The 18688-nt window shown below is 52.9% G+C and carries 15 protein-coding genes; 6 read left to right on the top strand and 9 right to left on the bottom strand.

Features of this window, described 5'->3' with window-relative positions:
- On the top strand, window positions 1-1284 hold the full coding sequence (locus H142_RS0103730) for a flavohemoglobin expression-modulating QEGLA motif protein (protein ID WP_017930761.1): 1284 nt from the start codon (window positions 1-3) through the stop codon (window positions 1282-1284).
- Here the strand turns inward: H142_RS0103730 and H142_RS0103725 are convergent.
- On the bottom strand, window positions 1281-2123 hold the full coding sequence (locus tag H142_RS0103725) for an AAA family ATPase (protein WP_026147768.1): 843 nt from the start codon (window positions 2121-2123) through the stop codon (window positions 1281-1283). The two genes, H142_RS0103730 and H142_RS0103725, sit on opposite strands and share 4 nt — an antisense overlap.
- 171 nt (window positions 2124-2294) lie before the next feature.
- Between H142_RS0103725 and dksA the strand changes: the two genes are divergently transcribed.
- Complete coding sequence (dksA, locus tag H142_RS0103720) at window positions 2295-2726, top strand: RNA polymerase-binding protein DksA (RefSeq protein WP_017930759.1); 432 nt, start codon at window positions 2295-2297, stop codon at window positions 2724-2726.
- Here dksA and H142_RS0103715 read toward each other — a convergent pair.
- A complete protein-coding gene (locus H142_RS0103715; RefSeq protein ID WP_017930758.1) occupies window positions 2723-3385 on the bottom strand; it encodes a uracil-DNA glycosylase in 663 nt (220 codons plus the stop codon). The two genes, dksA and H142_RS0103715, sit on opposite strands and share 4 nt — an antisense overlap.
- The gene (locus H142_RS0103710) at window positions 3363-3947 is read right to left on the bottom strand and encodes a LabA-like NYN domain-containing protein (protein WP_017930757.1); all 585 of its coding nucleotides are present in this window, start codon (window positions 3945-3947) and stop codon (window positions 3363-3365) included. Before H142_RS0103710 ends, H142_RS0103715 begins: the two co-directional genes overlap by 23 nt.
- A 39-nt stretch (window positions 3948-3986) precedes the next feature.
- Between H142_RS0103710 and folK the strand changes: the two genes are divergently transcribed.
- Entirely contained in the window at window positions 3987-4499 is a 513-nt protein-coding gene (folK, locus tag H142_RS0103705; RefSeq protein ID WP_017930756.1) for a 2-amino-4-hydroxy-6-hydroxymethyldihydropteridine diphosphokinase, read from the top strand.
- Here the strand turns inward: folK and H142_RS0103700 are convergent.
- On the bottom strand, window positions 4496-5236 hold the full coding sequence (locus H142_RS0103700) for a DUF481 domain-containing protein (protein ID WP_017930755.1): 741 nt from the start codon (window positions 5234-5236) through the stop codon (window positions 4496-4498). The genes folK and H142_RS0103700 overlap by 4 nt on opposite strands.
- Window positions 5237-5354: 118 nt before the next feature.
- On the bottom strand, window positions 5355-7376 hold the full coding sequence (gene parE / locus H142_RS0103695) for a DNA topoisomerase IV subunit B (RefSeq protein WP_017930754.1): 2022 nt from the start codon (window positions 7374-7376) through the stop codon (window positions 5355-5357).
- Between the two features lie 212 nt (window positions 7377-7588).
- On the opposite strand from parE, the gene rpoZ reads away from it, so the two are divergent.
- Complete coding sequence (gene rpoZ / locus H142_RS17240; RefSeq protein ID WP_017930753.1) at window positions 7589-7963, top strand: DNA-directed RNA polymerase subunit omega; 375 nt, start codon at window positions 7589-7591, stop codon at window positions 7961-7963.
- Between the two features lie 711 nt (window positions 7964-8674).
- Here rpoZ and tyrS read toward each other — a convergent pair.
- Window positions 8675-9937, bottom strand: a complete 1263-nt coding sequence (gene tyrS, locus H142_RS0103685; protein ID WP_017930752.1) for a tyrosine--tRNA ligase — start codon at window positions 9935-9937, stop codon at window positions 8675-8677.
- 60 nt (window positions 9938-9997) lie between these two features.
- On the opposite strand from tyrS, the gene H142_RS0103680 reads away from it, so the two are divergent.
- Window positions 9998-11131: an anhydro-N-acetylmuramic acid kinase gene (locus H142_RS0103680; RefSeq protein ID WP_017930751.1), complete on the top strand. Its 1134-nt coding sequence runs from the start codon at window positions 9998-10000 to the stop codon at window positions 11129-11131.
- A gap of 13 nt (window positions 11132-11144) precedes the next feature.
- Here the strand turns inward: H142_RS0103680 and purB are convergent, their stop codons facing one another.
- The 3 genes from purB to H142_RS0103665 form a co-directional block, all read right to left on the bottom strand.
- Entirely contained in the window at window positions 11145-12470 is a 1326-nt protein-coding gene (purB, locus tag H142_RS0103675) for an adenylosuccinate lyase (RefSeq protein ID WP_017930750.1), read from the bottom strand.
- A gap of 87 nt (window positions 12471-12557) precedes the next feature.
- Window positions 12558-13892, bottom strand: coding sequence for a spinster family MFS transporter (locus H142_RS0103670; RefSeq protein ID WP_017930749.1), 1335 nt, complete (start codon window positions 13890-13892; stop codon window positions 12558-12560).
- Between the two features lie 178 nt (window positions 13893-14070).
- On the bottom strand, window positions 14071-17040 hold the full coding sequence (locus tag H142_RS0103665; protein WP_017930748.1) for an Rne/Rng family ribonuclease: 2970 nt from the start codon (window positions 17038-17040) through the stop codon (window positions 14071-14073).
- A gap of 392 nt (window positions 17041-17432) precedes the next feature.
- Here H142_RS0103665 and H142_RS14190 point away from each other — a divergent pair, with 392 nt between their 5' ends.
- Window positions 17433-18674: an N-acetylmuramoyl-L-alanine amidase gene (locus tag H142_RS14190; RefSeq protein ID WP_017930747.1), complete on the top strand. Its 1242-nt coding sequence runs from the start codon at window positions 17433-17435 to the stop codon at window positions 18672-18674.
- The last annotated feature ends 14 nt before the right edge of the window (window positions 18675-18688 follow it).

The raw sequence follows: 18688 nt of genomic DNA, 5'->3' as shown, positions 1-18688 counted from the left end.
ATGAGTAAGTCGTTTCATAACGAGCAGGATATTGCGGCTCATCTCTATGAGGCTGCGAAGGATTTACGCGTTTTAAAATCGGTCGCATGGCCTGGAGAGGTCAGGGAAGCTTTTCTAGCAGCGAATGGCACAAAAATGCCCGTCGTGACTTATCCCGATGTGGATACGGCCCCTGCCAGACAGCATCTTCAAGATGCCGGCGTAATGCTGGATGGAGATGCGCCTGTTATGGAGTGGTTAAGGCGCATTCACGGCGTTCTGAAAACCCAAGCTGAAATGCTGGATGCGCGCGAAACTCGGGCTTTTTACACGCATTCTTCAACCTTATTCGGAACGCCGCAAATGCTAATGCTGGACGGGAAAACGCAGGTCATTGAACTGGCCCGACACATTGATGAGACCCTGCGCGATCTGGAATTTGAAAACCTTGTGCTTGAAGGCGCGGACGATGCTTTAACAGCACGGCAGTTCGCTGCCGAGCTTGAACCCAAAGTCGCAAAATATTTTGGCGAAGATGCCCCGAATATCGAGCTGTCTAAAAGCCTGTCTGCTAAGGCCACCGCAAGTTCGCGGCGAATCCGCGTGCGTGATGATGCGCAATTTACGCAAATGGATGTCCGGCAACTTTTGCAACATGAAGCTTTAATTCACACGGCAACCGCTCTTAACGGTAAAACGCAAAACCATTTTCCAATTCTCGGCAGCTCTCATATGGGTACGACGCAAATCCAGGAAGGCCTGGCTGTTTTTGCCGAAATGATTGCCGGCACGATGGACCCGAAACGCTTTCGCCGTCTCGCCGACCGCGTCATTGCTATCGATATGGCCGCTGAGGGCGCGGATTTTATTGAAGTCTACCGCTTTTTTATCGGCCAGACGGGTGACCGCGAAGAATCATTTGAAAATACGCGTCGCGTCTTTCGCGGCGGCGTTCTGACGGGCGGGGCACCATTTACCAAAGATCTCGTCTATCTGAACGGGCTTTTACGCGTGCATAATTTCCTGCGCAGTGTCGTCTCTCTGAACCGCGCAGATCTAATCCGCGTTTTGTTTGTTGGCAAAATGGATCTCGAAGACGTGCCCGCCATTGCCGAACTTATCGACAACAAACTGATCGAGACACCGAGATATATGCCGAGATGGGCCAAGGATCTACGCTTCGTCGTCAGTTACCTAACCTATTCCAGCTTCCTGAACCGCATTAAACTGCCTGGCTTTCAGGGCTATTATAAAGACCGCCTCGCCGCCGTTCCCTCGGTCTGGCATTTTGATAAGCCGGGTTAGCCTTCACGCCGCGTTAAAAACGCCAGCCTTTCAAACAAATGTACGTCAGCTTCATTCTTGAGCAGCGCGCCATGAAGCGGCGGAATGGATTTTTTCGTATCGTTTTCGCGCAGTGTTTCGGGGTCAATATCTTCGATCATCAAGAGCTTGAGCCAGTCGAGCAGTTCTGACGTTGACGGCTTTTTCTTCAGTCCGGGCATTGAGCGAATATCGAAAAACCGCTTCATTGCCGCAGACAATAATCGCGATTTGATATTAGGGAAATGCACATCGACGATTTGTTTCATCGTCTCTTCATCGGGAAACTGGATGTAGTGAAAAAAGCAGCGGCGCAAAAACGCGTCGGGCAGGTCTTTTTCATTATTGGATGTGATTATAATGACGGGGCGGTGGACCGATGTGACCGTCTCTCCGGTCTCGTAAACATTAAACTCCATCCGGTCGAGTTCTTGAAGAAGGTCGTTAGGAAATTCGATATCGGCTTTATCAATTTCGTCAATGAGCAGGACAGGACGTTTTGCGTGAGTGAAGGCGTCCCACAATTTGCCACGCTTGATATAGTTTTTGATGTCGTGGACTTTACCATCACCCAACTGGCTATCGCGGAGGCGCGCGACGGCGTCATATTCATATAAACCCTGCTGCGCTTTTGTGGTCGATTTAACGTGCCATTGCAGCAAATCCGTATCTAGAGACTTCGCGATTTCATGGGCCAGAACGGTCTTTCCGGTTCCGGGTTCGCCTTTAATCAGAAGCGGCCGTTCCAGTGCGATAGCCGCGTTAACCGCAACTTGTAAATCGCGCGAGGCAATATAGCTGTCTGTACTTTGAAAACCCATAATAACGTCCTGTATTAATTTCTTCGCGCTCATAGCGGCGGGATTGCGCGGTTTCAATCATCTTGTAGTGTATAGCGGGCAGGCCGCGCTGTATGACTGCAGAAATCAGTTGTTAAAATCGATTCTCACCGCTAATGCGCCCTCGAGAGAGACGCATTGATGGGGTAGATCATGACGGCTGCGAATACAAATAGTGTTACTGTTCCCGAAGGCTATGCGCCAACGGCAGATGAAGCGTTTATGAACCCTGTTCAGCGCGAATATTTCCGCCAGAAACTTCTGGAATGGAAAGCCGATATACTTACGCAAACACAAGACACGATGAGCTCGCTCAAAGAGGACAGCATGTCCCATCCGGACAGTCTGGACCGTGCGTCTGCGACTGCTGACCGGCATTTGGAGCTGCGCTCGCGGGATCGCCAGCGTAAGCTTATCAACAAGATCGACAAAGCGCTGCGCAAAATAGAACATGGTACATATGGTCTTTGCGAAGAGACCGGCGACGAGATTGATGTCAAACGTCTTGATGCACGTCCGATTGCGACTCTGTCCATTGAAGCGCAGGAAACGCATGAGCGCGGGGAACGTACCCGCGCGGGCTAACGTTTTAAATACGCCCTGATATCTGTGAAAACGCCGTAGAACATGTCTTCGGTCAATCGCTTCGTATTCGTGTTGTATCGCGAGCAATGATAGCTTGAATAAAGCCTCAGCCCGTTTGGCAAATCATATATGACGTGATGCCCGAAGGGATAATCTTTCAGACGAAGTCCAAATGCACGGATCGTGCTGTCATGGGAAATCTTGCCCAAACATAATAAGGCTTTCAGGCTGCGCATTGCCTCTATCTGATCGACCAAAAACGGACGACATGTATTGATCTCCGCGCCGACGGGTTTGTTTTGCGGCGGTAAGCAGCGCACGGCATTGGTGATCATTGCACCGGTTAGTCGGAGCCCATCATCGGGTTCGGCGCCGTATGTGCCTTCACTAAATCCATATTCATTTATCGCCGCATAAAGCAGATCGCCCGCCCAGTCGCCGGTAAAAGGACGGCCCGTGCGGTTTGCGCCCTGCATGCCCGGCGCAAGACCGATGATCAAAAGCGCGGCCTCTGGGTCACCAAAACTCGGGACAGGCGCATTATGCCAATCCGGATACTGCGCGCGCAGATCCAGCAAAAACGCGCGCAGGCGCGGACACCGGGCACAATTACGCGGGGGCTCGGTAAAGGCGGCATTATTCATGATAATCGTCATCATCAGGCTCGACCATTGGCAAGTCGCCATGGGCGCGGCGGGCGCGGCCGACCATATCGGCCATATCGGCCATATCGATGATATTATCAGCTTGCCGGCGCAGCTCATCGGCGAGCATGGGCGGCTTTGTTTTTTGGCTGCTCACCACGGTAACGCGGCAGCCCTTGGCTTGAACCGCTTTAACAATGGCGCGAAAATCTCCGTCGCCGGAGAACAAAACAATGTGATCTATATGGTCTGCTATATCGAGCATGTCGACAGCCATTTCCATGTCCATATTGCCTTTGGTGCGCTTGCGGCCTTCGCGGTCGACAAATTCTTTGGCGGGCTTGGTTACAACGTGATAACCGTTATAGTCGAGCCAATCGAGGAGGGGACGAAGCGCAGAATAATCGTCGCGCTCAATCGTAGCTGTGTAATAATAGGCGCGGATCAATCGTCCGCGGGAGCGAAAAACGTCAAGGAGCTTTTTGTAATCAATATCAAAATCCATTGATTTTGCTGCGGAATAAAGATTGGCTCCGTCAATAAAAAGGGCGATTTTCTCGTCTGTATAAAATGCCATTTTGTCCTCTAATAATTTTTAAAATATAAAGCGAAAAATATGTCTGTCTTTATCGCAATCGGGGCCAATATGCCAAGCCTTATCAAAGGTGTGACACGCGCGCCTGCGCAGAGCTTTGAATATGCGGCCGGGCAAATGCGCCGGTTAGGTATTGTAATAACCCATAAAAGCCGGCTGTGGCAAAGTCCGTCATGGCCATCGGGGCGGGGCTATCCGAATTTTGTTAATGCGGTCTGGAAAGTCGAAACCGATCTGTTGCCGGAGGACTTACTGAAAACGCTTAAATCCATTGAGCGTGAAATGGGCCGCGAGGCGTCACAGAAAAATGCGCCGCGCGTTATCGATTTGGATATTATCGACTATAACGGTCTTCAACTTAAAACTGGCGATTTAACTTTACCCCATCCGCGCATGACAGACCGGGCTTTTGTTTTGTTTCCGCTGGCGCAGATTTCGCCGGACTGGAGACACCCCGAAAGCGGGATGTCTATATGGGAGGCGATTGCCCGCCTCCCAAGCGATGATGGACTAAGCTGTGTGCCGAGACCCTAATTAATTGCGTAGACCAGCGCGATACGCGTGACTGTATCAGTCTGCTCGACGCCGACAGGAACATCAGTGTGATAATCGACGCGGTAGCCGAATTTCGCCGACAGATTACCCATCAGATTAGCTGAAATCCCAATATCGTTCCATAAATACGTGTCCGATGATGAGGTGATAACTTCGGTTTTGTTGTAAAAGCTTACGGCCTCATTGAAATTATATTTAAAATCGGACGAACCGCGCAGGGCCGCTTCACCGACACTCTCGCTATCGATATATCCGGGCTGTCCAAAGATGCCGGTTTCGCGTGTTTCTTGGTTGCGATACCCAAGCGCTGCTTCCAAATCCCAGAATGTAGGCTCGCTTTTCAGCGCATGATAGCCTGCGCCGGCACCGACAAAATAGCCATTTTGGTATGATCCGAAATCATCTTTGAAATAATCGCCGGTTCCGAAAACATATACATGTTCGTTGATGTCGCGGTCCAGTTGATAGCCGAGAAAGAGGCGGTTTTTCGTATCCTGATCATTGACAGTGCCATAATCCACTGTGGCATCAAATTTATTACGCCAAACCCCGGACTGGCGTTGTAATGCCAAACCAATGCCGAGATCGGTCGTCTCTGTATTGCCGGTTGTCGCATTGCCCGACAGGCTGGCTTCTCCGCTCCAGCCATCATCCTGTCCAAAAGCAGGGGCGGTAACAAGCGCGGCAATCGCGGCGCTGATGATATATTTATGCATTAAAATCTCCAATAAATTGCGCCGCCATTACAGGTGCTTTGAAGGCGGTTGCGGCGGGTTAACGATATTTTGGATGAATGTAAGATTAAGGTGCAGTCAGGGCGACATTAGGCGCAGATTATACGTCCAGATCTTCAACAAATTCGGCATTGTCCTGAATAAATTGATAGCGCAAATCAGCCCGCTTTCCCATCAGGGTCTGAACCAGCGCTTCGGTCGAAGGCATATTTTCCTCGTCCACCGTGATGCGCGCCAATGTTCGACTTTCCGGGTTCATTGTCGTTTCTTTAAGTTGCGCAGGCATCATTTCGCCCAGACCTTTAAACCGGCCAATTTCAATTTTTCCGCGTCCGGCAAATTCTGTTGCCAGGAGCTCGTTTTTATGCGCCTCATCGGAAGCATAGATCGATTTACCGCCCTGCGTAATGCGAAAGAGTGGCGGCAGAGCCATATAGAGCCGCCCTTGCTCAAGGAGTTCGGGCATATAGCGGAAGAAAAATGTAATCAGCAGGGCGGCAATATGCGCGCCGTCCACATCAGCATCGGTCATAATGATCACGCGCTCATAGCGTAAATCTTCAATATCGAATTTTTTGCCAATGCCGACGCCCAGCGCGGTGGACAGATCATTAATCTCGGCATTACGCGAGATTTTATCAGCGCTCGCGCTCTCCACATTGAGGATTTTACCCTTCAGAGGTAATATGGCCTGCGTCTTGCGATTGCGCGCCTGTTTCGCGCTTCCGCCCGCACTGTCACCTTCGACAATGAAAAGCTCAGTGCCGGCCGCGTCCTTATTGGAGCAGTCCGCCAATTTGCCGGGCAAGCGAAGGCGCTTGGTCGCGCTTTTGCGGGATATATCGCGCTGTTTGCGGCGTTTAATGCGCGCTTCCGCCTTCTCAATCACCCATTCTAAAAGCTGCGTCGCTTCTTTTGGACGGCTGCCCAGCCAAATATCGAACGGGTCGCGCACAGCGTTTTCGACGATGCGCGTCACTCCGGCATTAGACAAACGGTCTTTGGTCTGGCCTTGGAATTGGGGCTCAGAGATGAAGACGGAAATCAGCGCGCCGGCGCTGCCCATGACGTCATCGGGCGTCACAATACCGGCCTTTTTACCCATGCCGGACAGATCAGCATAGGCCCGAAGGCCTTTGGTTAGCGCTGCACGCAGGCCCGCTTCATGCGTGCCGCCGCCTGCCGTAGGGACTGTGTTGGCATAAGAGCGGATAAGACTGTCGGCTTCCCCAAACCCGGACGGGCTCCACGCCACGGCCCATTCCACGCGTCCGTGGCCGCTGGATTTCTCCGTGCGCCCCGCAAAAATTTCAGGCACGACGCGGGCCTTTTTACCCATGGTTTCGGCTAGAAAATCTGCCAGCCCGCCCGGAAAGTGAAAAACAGCCTCTGACGGAACAGCGTCAAGCTTTTCGACCAAGGACGGATCACACGACCAGCGGATTTCCACGCCGGGCTGTAGATAGGCTTTGGCGCGCGCCATGCGAAAAATTCTAGCGGGCTTGAACCGCGCTTTAGGCCCGAAAATCTCAGGATCAGGATGGAAGCTCAGTTTTGTGCCGCGCCGGTTTGGCGTATCACCGATCTTGACCAATTTGCCCTGCGGCACGCCGCGCGAGAATTCCTGACGGTAGATTTCTTTGGACCGCGCGACTTCTACAATTAAATGGTCGGCCAGCGCATTGACGACAGAGACGCCGACGCCGTGCAGTCCGCCGGAAGTCTCGTAAGCGTCACTGTCAAATTTACCGCCGGAATGAAGTTCTGTCATGATCACTTCGAGCGTGGATTTCCCTTTGAATTCAGGGTCGGGATGCGAATCAATGGGAATGCCGCGCCCGTTATCGGTTACGGTTAGGTAGCCTTCGGCGTTCAGATCAACTTCAATACGGCTGGCATGTCCGGCGACGGCTTCATCCATGGAATTGTCAATGACTTCGGCAAAGAGGTGATGCAGAGCGCGCTCATCCGTGCCGCCAATATACATGCCCGGGCGCAGGCGGACAGGTTCCAGCCCTTTGAGGACACGGATATTTTTACCGGAATAAGCAGCTTCGGCCTTATTTTTATTTTTATCTTCCTCGCCGCCGAACATATCTTCTGTTGGGGGTTCATCATCCATAATCGAATCACATTTCTATTAGCAGTAAAGTTAAGCGTGCGGTGCAGGGCGGTTCAAGGACGCAGAGGTTAATATGCCCGTTTTTCGTGCCTTTTTGCAGGTCATAGCATAAGCTAAAGCTTGCGAGGCTTGCATTTGTATCCACAGCTTTATATACGGCGCCTTGATACGGCGTGTATGCACTTGCACGCCTTTTTTTTACTGGAGACTTTATGGCCCGCGTTACCGTAGAAGATTGCATCGACAAAATCGACAACCGCTTTGATCTCGTTCTTTTGGCCGCGCACCGTTCGCGCAACATCTCTGCCGGCTCTGCGCTGACGGTTGACCGTGATAATGACAAGACCCCGGTCGTGTCCTTGCGTGAGCTTGCCGCCGAAACGCTTAATCTTGATGACCTTCGCGAAAGCCTTGTTGTTGGTCTGCAGCGCGTCCTGCTTGATGATGATCTGAAAGATGATGAAGACGAAGTCGTTATTGCCGGCAATATTGAACAGGCGCCTGAAAAACCTGCGGAAATGAACGCTGACGAACTGCTCCGCGCTTTCCAAGGTGATCGTGATAACGGCCCTGACAACCGGTATTGATCATCAAAATTCCGCATAAGCAGGGATTTTGATACAAGACACTCTCATAATTTAAAAAGCCGCCGCTAAGGGCGGCTTTTTTATTACGCGCAGCCGTAATCGCATACTGACGCATCGGGTCGTCACAAAAAACAAGAGGCGGTCTCGCCGCTGCACGAGCGGGGAATTAAAATGCGCGGACTCATCCGCGAAGCTGAGCCTCCGATGGAGACCAGAAGAGAAATGTTTTACGAAGGGTCAGCTTCGCGGCGATATCTCACGGCCGATACGCGGCTCTCGCTAAGGTCACACTCCGCAGCGCAGAATGCTCCCAAACCCGTTTGACGTAGGCCGTAACCCCACTTCTCCCGAATCCAATACCGATCTCTCATAAGTTCCGAACGTCGACACCCGGCCCGCCACAAGAGACAGTTTAAAGATAGGGGAGACTTGAGGGGGCGGGGATGTATCTTTATATATCAACGGTTCACGCCCCCCATTCTCAACCTGCGTCATCCTCGGGCCTGACCCGAGGATCCACGGCGCGTCGTCGAGCCGTGTTAAAAATAAGTGTGTTGAACCAACGGTTTAATGCCTACTCACGCAGGCCTGAATGGAGAAATAGATCCTCGGGTCAGGCCCGAGGATGACGCATAGGTGTGGGTAGGTGAGGGTTATTAATCCACACAATATTATGCGAATTACAGCCTTGCCCGGACCAAAATTGCTCCACTAGACCGCCTTAATCAGCGCGTGTTTCTTCTTGCCCACACTGATTTTGACGACGCCGTCAATCAGCTTGCCAGACAAAGTGTCCTCGTGGCTGCCAACTTTTTCGTCATTGATCTTTAGCGCGCCGGCTTTGATGTGGCGGCGGGCTTCGCCGTTTGATCCGGCCAGCCCGACCAGCGTGGCTGCGTTTAAAACGCCCATAGTTTCGATCTCGGCGGCAGCGATCTCAAAGGTGGGAAGGCCGTCAGCTGTTCCGCCTTGCTCAAAGGTTGTTTTGGCGGTTTGCTCGGCCTCGCGGGCTGCGTCCGAGCCGTGCAGCATGGTCGTTGCCTCATTTGCCAGCCGCACTTTGGCCTCGTTAATCGCCGCGCCGTCCAGCGCTTCTAACACAGCAATTTCGTCCAGCGGCACATCGGTGAACAGGCGTAGGAAGCGGCCGACATCGGCGTCTTCGGTATTGCGCCAAAACTGCCAATACTCATAAGGGCTGCGCGTAAATTGAGGGTCAATATTAGCCTCATTATTCAGCCAAACCGCGCCGTCTGCTGTTTTACCCATTTTTCCGCCCGAGGCGGTGGTAATCAGCGGCGTGGTAAAGCCATAACAAATATTGCCCGTTTTACGGCGCGTCAGATCGGCCCCGCTGACAATATTGCCCCATTGGTCAGAGCCGCCCATTTGCAAGGTGCAGCCATAGCGGCGGTTAAGTTCGCAAAAATCATAGCTCTGCATGATGGAGTAATTAAACTCTAAAAACGTCATGGGCTGTTCGGTCTCGAGACGGCGCTTCACAGTATCGAGTTGAACCATACGGTTAACCGTAAAATGCGTACCGTATTCGCGCAGCAATTCGACATAGCCCAGCTTGTCGAGCCAGTCTGCATTATCAACCATGACGGCACCGTTCGGGCCGTCAAAATCAATCAGCTTGGCAAAGACCTGACGGATGCCGGCCTTGTTAATTTCTATCTGTTCATCGGTCAGGATGGGGCGCGATTTATCCTTATCCGTCGGGTCACCGACTTTGGTCGTGCCGCCGCCCAAAAGAACAATCGGGCGGTGACCCGCTTGCTGCAGACGTCGCAGCATCATGATCTGGACCATAGAGCCCACATGCAGGCTGGGCGCTGTGCAATCAAAGCCGATATAGCCGGTCAACGTGCCGTCATGCGCGGCCTTGTCCAGCGCCTGCTCATCCGTGCATTGATAGAGATAGCCGCGCTGGGTCAGAACGGACATCAGGTCTGATTTATAAGCGGACATGGCACTCTCCCAAAGCTAAGGTAGCCGTGTAACAAAGCGACTCGACACGTCAAAGGCCAAATGAGCATCAAATACATGCCCAAACGAATAAAAGTGATCGGATTAATGAGCGGCACCTCCCTGGACGGGGTGGACGCGGCCATAATCGAGACTGATGGTGAGCGGATACTTTCTTTCGGCCCCGCCCGGACCCTTGAATATTCTGACGCAGAGCGCACTGTCCTATCGGAAAGTATGGCCGCTGCCGTAAACTGGAATTTCACCGGCCCGCCGCCTAATATTTTTTCCCGCGCTGAAGCGCTTATAGACGCCACCCATCGCCGCGCTGTGGCGGGATTGATGGAGGCGAGCGGTCTTGGCAAAGACGATATTGATTTGGTGGGCTATCACGGACAGACAGTTTTGCATCGCGGGGCGACGCCGAAGCGCAAAGGTGAGAGCTTGCAAATTGGAAGCGGAGAGGGTCTCGCTGCCGCCACGGGCTTACCTGTTGTCTTTGATTTTCGTAGCGCCGATGTGGCCGCTGGCGGGCAGGGCGCACCGCTCGCTCCGATTTATCATAAAGCGCTGTGCGATTATAGCGGCCTGACGGGACGCATTGCGGTCGTCAATATTGGCGGCGTCTCCAATGTCACGCTGATTAACGGTGACGCGCCGCTTATCGCTGGTGATTGCGGGCCGGGCAATGGCCCGCTCGACAGTTGGGTCAAGGCTAAGTCTGGCAAGGATTATGACGCGGGCGGTGCGCTGTCGCTTTCGGGCAAAGTCGATTTTGATTTGATCGCGTGCTGGCTGACGGCGCCGTTTTTTATGCGGCCTTTGCCGCGTAGTGCTGATCGTTATGAATTTGACGTATTGGGCGATTTGGCAGGCATTAGCACTGAGGATGGCGCGGCGACTTTAGCCGGCTTTACGGCTCAAGCGATCGCCCGCGACATGGCTAATTTTGACCCACAAACCGTTATCATATGCGGCGGCGGTCGGCACAACCGCGCCATCATATATATGCTGCAAAGCCATTGCGGCGGTAATGTCGTGAGTGCTGATACGCTCGGCTGGGACGGTGACGCGCTGGAAGCCCAGGCCTTTGCTTATATGGCGGCGCGCACGCTTTGCGGTCTGCCGCTCAGCTTTCCCGGCACGACTGGCACGCCTGAGCCGATGGGCGGCGGTGTTTTAGCTAGCCCTAAATAACGTCGCAGGCAGTTTAATCAAAAACACGCGAAAAAATCGTATCGACATGTTTGGTGTGATATTCATCATCAAACATAGAGCGAATCTGATCTTCGGACAGGCGGGCGCGCACATCGTCATCTTTGAGCAAAAGGTTCAAAAACGCGCCTTCGCCGGCATCACCTTGAGTGCGGAAAAGCTCCCAGACCTGCATGGCGTTACGCTGCACAAGGCTATAGGCCGTCTCGCGGCTCTCTCCGGCCTGTGTCAGGGCGAGCAGGAAGCGCTGAGAGTTATGAAGTCCGCCCAGACGGTTCATATTGGCCGCCATTTTCTCAGGATAAATCACAAGGTTTTCAATCACGCCCGCCAGTCTGTGCAGGGCAAAGTCCAGGTGCACCGTGCTGTCCGGGCCAATGCCGCGCTCGACGGAGCTATGCGAAATATCGCGTTCATGCCACAAAGCGACATTTTCCATCGCGGGCATCACGGCCATACGGACAAGACGCGCCAGTCCTGTCAGGTTTTCGGTCAGCACCGGATTGCGTTTATGCGGCATGGCCGAGCTGCCTTTTTGGCCTTTGGAGAAAAACTCCTCGGCTTCCAGAACCTCTGTGCGTTGCAAGTGGCGAATTTCGACAGCGATATTTTCAACCGAGCTGGCGATCACGCCGAGCGCCGCGAAATAGGCGGCGTGACGGTCACGCGGAATGATTTGGCTTGAGACCGGCTCTATGGCGAGGCCCATTTTTTCGGCCACATGCGCCTCTACGGAGGGGTCGATATTGGCAAATGTCCCGATAGCGCCGGAGATCGCGCAGACAGCAATTTCTTCGCGGGCCGTAACAAGTCGTGCGCGGCCACGGGCAAATTCAGCATGGAACCGCGCAAGTTTGATCCCCATCGTTGTCGGCTCGGCATGGATACCGTGGCTGCGCCCGATGGTGATCGAATATTTATGCTCTTTGGCACGGTGTTCCAACGCGGTCAAAACGCGGTCCATGCCAACCAGCAAAAGATCGGTGGCGCGGGCCATCTGTACAGATAATGTTGTGTCGAGAATGTCAGAGCTGGTAAACCCCTGATGGACGAAGCGGCTATCCTCACCGATAAATTCGGCCAGATGGGTCAAAAAGGCGATGACGTCATGTTTGACTTCGCGCTCGATCTCGTCAATGCGCGCGACGTCAAACTCCGCCGCGCCGCCTTTATCCCAGATATTTTTCGCCGCCGCTTTGGGAATAACGCCCAACTGCGCGAGCGCATCACAGCCATGGGCTTCAATTTCAAACCAGATACGGTATTTCGTAGCGGCAGACCAAATTTCGGCCATCTCTTTGCGGGCGTAACGATCGATCATAATTGCGACTCTTTATCTAGGTGACGTGTCGCGCGCATTGCCCCCGCCTTGGCCGAAGGTCAAGGGCAGGGGTGAAATTTGCTTCGCTTATCTGACCTGGTCTTTTAAACTTTCATTGCGTTTTTGTGCTTCGGCCCAATCCTTAGGCAGCGTTTTAGCCGCGTATAGAAAACACAGAGCACTAATAATGAAACCTGATGAAACAATAGTAAGACTAAATCGAATGGCTTCAACTTTGGTGTGGTTGACTTCAAATATATCAGTCAAAATCCCGACAAGAGTTGGCCCGCCACCCAAAGCAATGAGATTTAAAATCAAGAAGAAAATTGCCGTTGACATGGCCCGCATATTGATTGGCGCAAGGGTTTGAGCGACGGCAAATGACGGCGCCAAATACATGCCAATAAAAAACAGAAAAACGCCGCCAAAAGCCATATGTAAGAATGTGGAATTTGCCCAAAATGCTCCAATGATCAAGGGCAAGCAAATCAACACTGTGACAGCCGGAATTATGCCGTAATATCTCAAATTACCCTTAGCGAGTTTATCGACAATCTTGCCGCCAAGAAGAGTTCCGGCAGCATAAAGTGTAATGTTTAACGCGCCCAAGATGTACATCATTTTTTGAAAGCCATATGGATTTTCCATTGCTCCATCAAATGGAAGCAAATAGTCCACTTGCCATGTCGCGACTGCGTAAGCGACAAATGATGCTGTCGTTATCCCCATGCACATAGCCCACCACGACGGAATAGATAAAAGGGTTTTTAGGGCTGTCTTAAAGGGAATTTTGGTTGCAAGCTCGGGCGTATCCGTATCTTGAATGCCGCGCTGTGGTTCGCGAATAATCAAGCGAGCGGCCACAGCAAAGACCACGCCGGCTATGCCAAGTGAAATCAGTAGTTCGCGCCACGTAAACCCAACGGCTTGGCTGCCAAGTAGATATCCCGTCAGGGCGTAAGCGATACCTTGACCCCAAGGTATTCCAAGAGAGTAAACACCTAAAGCCCCAGACCGTTCTTCTTTTGGGTACAGGTCAGAAATCATAGAATGTGAGGGTGGTGAGCCGCCGGCTTCACCAATGCCAACGCCCATTCTGGCCAAAGCAATAGATGCAAAACTTCCGGCCATACCGGTTAATGCTGTAAATCCACTCCAAACTGCAAGCGAGATTGTGACGATATTTGTACGGTTATAACGATCCGCCAGCCACGCAATGGGGATGCCAATAGAGGTGTAAAACAGTGCAAAGAAAATACCTTTGAGCATTCCCAATTGCGTATTTGTAAGTTCTAAATCTTTTTGGATAAAAGGCGATAAAATGCCGATAATCTGACGATCAATAAAATTAAAGGCGTAGACCAATGTCAGCAACAAGAGGACAATGGTGCGATACCTTTTGCTGGGCGTTTCATTGTTCATATTTTTCCCCTGAATATTCAAAGGGAATTGACGCGATAAGCGCTTCGCGGTCAAGCGCGAACCGTTAGAGGCGCAAGATTAACCAACAGGTTTTATCTATGGACAGGACGTGTATAGATTCCGGTTTTCCAATCGACGCGCTGCGCCGATTGGTTTAAACCATAAATACAGGCCAAGCTTAAATATTAAAGAGCTTGCCCAAAAATCCTTTTTTCTTTTTAGGCTTTGGCTTGCCGGGCTCTTGAGTGTTTGGCGCGCTATTGGCCTGGGCCTGCGCGCCTTCAAGCTTTCCCGGCGCTTTCCTCCTGACGCGAACCCGTTTGGGTTTGCCTCCGGCCTGAGCCTTCTCAGGCTCAGGCGCGGGGGACTGCGCTTTAGCCGGAGCTTTCTTCCGGGCAGCAGGCTTGGCCTTAGGCGCGTCTTTCACCGGAGCATCAGCCGCTTTTGACGGCGCGGATTTACGTGTACGCGTGCGTTTTGGCTTATCTGATTTGCGCTCAGCGGCCTTCGTTTCAGCAGGCTTGGCTTGCGCTTTTGCCGCTGCAGCGGGCTTAGCCTCACCGCCGTCTTTGTTCGGAGCTTTGCGGCGCACGCGCTGGCGTTTGGGCGTGGCACCGTCACCTTGAGGAGCGGCGCCCGCAGGCTTATCATTGGCCTGTGGTTTCGACTCGCGCGGGGGTTTGCCCTCTGTGGACGATGAACCGCTCTCTTTTTTCGGCGCAGACTTGCGGGTGCGGCGGCGTTTGGGCGCGGCGGCTTTGCTAGCGGCTTCGGGCGTAATAACTTCTAAGCCTTCAACAGGTTTAGACGTTTCAGCTTTGGACGTCGTGTCTGTGGTGTTACTGCCGGAGTTATCACCGGACGTCTCGCCCTCGTCACGGCGCTTACCGCGACCTCCGCGGCGGCCTCTACGGCGGCGTTTGCGGCGGTTACTCTCATCTGAATCCGACGCATCGTCTTTGGTCGGGCTTGGCGCGGAGGCTTTGCTTTGGGTCTCGCTGCTGTCACTCTCAGATGTATCAGAACTATTGCGGCGGCGTCCGCGGCGATTACGGCTAGTGCTGCCTGCTTTAGTATCAGAGCTATCGTCGTCATCGCTCTTATTATCATTATTATTTGTGCGTTTCGGACTGGAATTACGGCTCTGGCGCTCATTGCGCTTGGCCTCTTTCTCCATGACTTCGACTGGATCGTCGCCTTTTTCCTCGTTCATTTCAAGACGCTCAATCTCGAACTCAGGACGGTGCATAGAGTTGTCGCTGAAAATTTCTGTGAACATATCAAAGCGCGTATCAACGCTGGAAAGCAGGTCACGTTTTTCGTTGAACAGGTAGAGCGCAACATTTGGCGAGACTTTCAGTCGAATGCGCTTGGCGCGGTTACGTACGCCTTCTTCTTCGACGGCGCGGATTGCTTTGAGCGCGCTGCTCTCAACACTGCGTTTACGGCCTACACCGCCGCAATGCTCGCAAGAGGCAGAGCTGCCTTCGAGAAGGCTGCGGCGGCGGCGCTGACGGGAGATTTCCATCAGTCCGAACTGTGAAATCCGGCCCATTTGTACGCGGGCGCGGTCCGTGGACAGCATGTCTTTCATGCGTTTTTCGACCGCACGGTTATTACGGTTTTCGTCCATATCAATGAAGTCGATAACAATCAGACCGGCCAGATCACGCAGGCGCATCTGGCGCGCGACTTCCTCGGCAGCTTCAAGATTGGTTTTTAGCGCTGTGCGCTCGACATTACGTTCTTTGGTGCTGCGGCCGGAATTGACGTCGACAGAGACCAGAGCTTCGGTAGGGTGAATGACCAGATAGCCGCCGGATTTAAGCTGCGCGACGGGCTCAAGACTGGCTTCGATTTGCTGCTCGACCTGATAGCGCAAAAACAGCGGAATATCGTCCGTATATTCGACAACATTTTCAGCTTGGGCCGGCATCAGCATTTCAATGAAATCGCGCGCCTGTTCATAGGCTTCACGGCCCGCCACGAGAACCTGTTCTGTGTCTTTGCTGAACATGTCGCGTAGGGCGCGTTTAACCAGATCGCCTTCTTGGTGAATCAGGCTTGGCGCAGAGGATTCCAGCGTTTTCTTGCGGATGGTTTCCCACAGGCGGGCCAGATAATCAAAATCGCGCTCAATATCGGTTTGTGTGCGTTTTGCGCCCGCTGTGCGGACAATAACGCCCATACCTTTGGGCACTTCAAGGTTGGACATAATGCCTTTTAAGCGCTTACGGTCTGCACCATTGGAAATTTTACGAGAAATGCCGCCGCCGCGCGGCGTATTGGGCATTAACACGCAATAGCGTCCGGCCAGCGACAGATAAGTTGTTAGGGCTGCGCCTTTATTGCCGCGCTCTTCTTTAACGGCCTGAACCAGCAAAACCTGTCCGCGTTTGACAACTTCCTGAATTTTATAGCGGCGGCGCAATTGCTGCTGCCGGCGTTTTTTGTCCATTTTGGCCTGCTCGACCGCGACCTCTTCGTCGTCCTCATCGGCGGCGTCTTCAGCCAGTTCCGCATCGATTTCATCGTCATCATGATCATCTAAGTCATCGGGGATATCAGCAGGGTCGAAATCTTTCGTCCGTAGATTTTTGGCAACGACAAAATTGTCGGAAGCCTGCGCCGTCGGATCAATTTCGTCATCGGGATTTGACGCGGCTATGCGCAGGGCGGCAGCAAAGCTGGCCGCGGCTTTACGCAATGGGTCTTTACCTTCGTCATCTGATGATGATTTTTTACTGACGCGCGCGCCTTTTTTAGCGCTAGCGGGTTTAGAGCGGCTACGATTGCGGCTATTGCGTGATCCCTTGCCGTTATCCTCATCATCGTCGTCGTCATCATCGTCATCACGGCTATGCGCGGCTTCGGCTTCGAGCAGCTTGACCTTGTCGGCATGCGGGATCTGATAATAATCGGGATGAATTTCGCTAAAGGCGAGGAAGCCATGACGGTTTCCGCCAAATTCGACGAATGCGGCCTGTAATGACGGCTCTACGCGCGTGACTTTGGCGAGATAGACATTGCCGCGTAGCTGTCGCTTGGCGGCACTTTCAAAATCAAGTTCTTCGACTCTGTTCTGGTTGACGACAACGACCCGTGTTTCTTCCGGGTGGGAGGCGTCGATAAGCATTTTCTTTGACATGTAAAACTCCGACCGTCGCATGCCTCGGAGCGGGGCTGCGCTGACGCGCGCCTTCACCGTGATCCGTATTCATGGACGATATATTTCTATGATAAATTAATGTTGCCGCACGCGCAGCTTCGCCGCCGGGACAGTATCCGGGCTGTGAAGGTTTAAACGATGCCGTGACGTGCATAGGAACTCTCTAAAGGGGCGTGGATTATGTCCGCGCGATCTGTCGCAACCGGCGGGATTTTTTCGATGCCCGGCGCTCTAACGACTCTCTCTAAATGGCATAGGGGGCTTAAATTGCAAGGTAAATTCTCTGCCACCCTGTGATTGCACATGTGTATGGATAGCTGAATTAAGAGACTGGTAACCAAACTTTTAGAAAGCCGTGGTCAAAGAGCTCTATGATACGTGTTCTCCTGATATTTGTATGCTTCGCTTATGGCGTTACATTGGCGTTACCTACCTATGCTGTGTCGCTGGGCGACATGACGCTGCGCAATTCAGGAGGGCAAACACATCTGATCATCAGCTATGATGGTAAAGTTTCCGAGCCTAATATTTTTACCATGGAGGACGGGGCGCCGCGCGTCGTCATTGACATTACTGACGCTATGGTAAGCGGTGCAAATTTGCAAGCTGTAGCGCCTTCGGGCGCGGTTAGTGCCGTGCGCTACGCCCCGCGCGGCAGCGGCATGCGTATCGTTATTGACTTGGCAGATGGAGCGAAACTTACGGGCTTCACTCATGGCGGGCAGCAGACTGTCGTCATGCTGCATGGCGTCGATGATAAAAGTATCGACAATAACGCAGACGGGCAGGGCGGGGGGCGGCTTAGCGAGAGCGGGATTCCTATCCCGCGTCTCAAACCTGTCCTTGGTGAGCAGGTTTCTGTGGCCGGTACGCCGCAGATCTCCGCGTCCGGACTCCCCACGCCGCGTCTCAAGCCAACACTGAAGCCCGAGGCTAAGCTGCAGAAAAAAGTTATTGTCATTGATGCCGGACATGGCGGCTATGACCCAGGCTCAATTGGCAGGGCCGGAACGCATGAAAAAACTGTCTCACTGCGCGCCGCAAAAGAGCTTAAAAGCCAGCTTGAGAAAACCGGACGATATAAAGTTGTGCTTACCCGCGCGGGCGACGTCTTTATTGAGCTGGATGAGCGCGTGCGTCTGGCGCGCCGCGCCAAGGCGGATCTGTTTATCTCCTTGCACGCCGACAGTATTAGCAAGTCCAGCCTTCGCGGCGCGTCGGTCTACACCATCGCCGATCACGCGCGCAAACGATCAACCGATCTTGTTGGCAGCCAGAACTGGATCATGGATATTGATTTGGACACCACTCCCAAAGATGTCGATGATATATTGGTCGATCTGGCGCAGCGTAAAACATTTAGCTACAGCGCCGCCTTTGCCGATATATTAGTGCCGGAGCTGGCGGGGGTGACGACGGTGATCGGCAATACCCATCGCCGGGCCGGTCTGGCGGTGCTCCTGGCGCCGGATGTGCCTGCCGTGTTGATTGAAATGGGATATCTGTCGAATGCACAGGACGAAAAGCTGCTTAACAGCGCCCCCGACCGCCGCCGTAAAATGGGCGCGGTTGTCAAAGCCATTGATCGCTATTTCGTCGAGGTCGAAGGGTAGGAGCTTAGTTTCTG

Source organism: Robiginitomaculum antarcticum DSM 21748 (genome assembly GCF_000365025.1).
Classification (GTDB): Bacteria; Pseudomonadota; Alphaproteobacteria; order Caulobacterales; family Maricaulaceae; genus Robiginitomaculum; species Robiginitomaculum antarcticum.
This window is presented reverse-complemented; position numbering and strand designations above follow the sequence as displayed.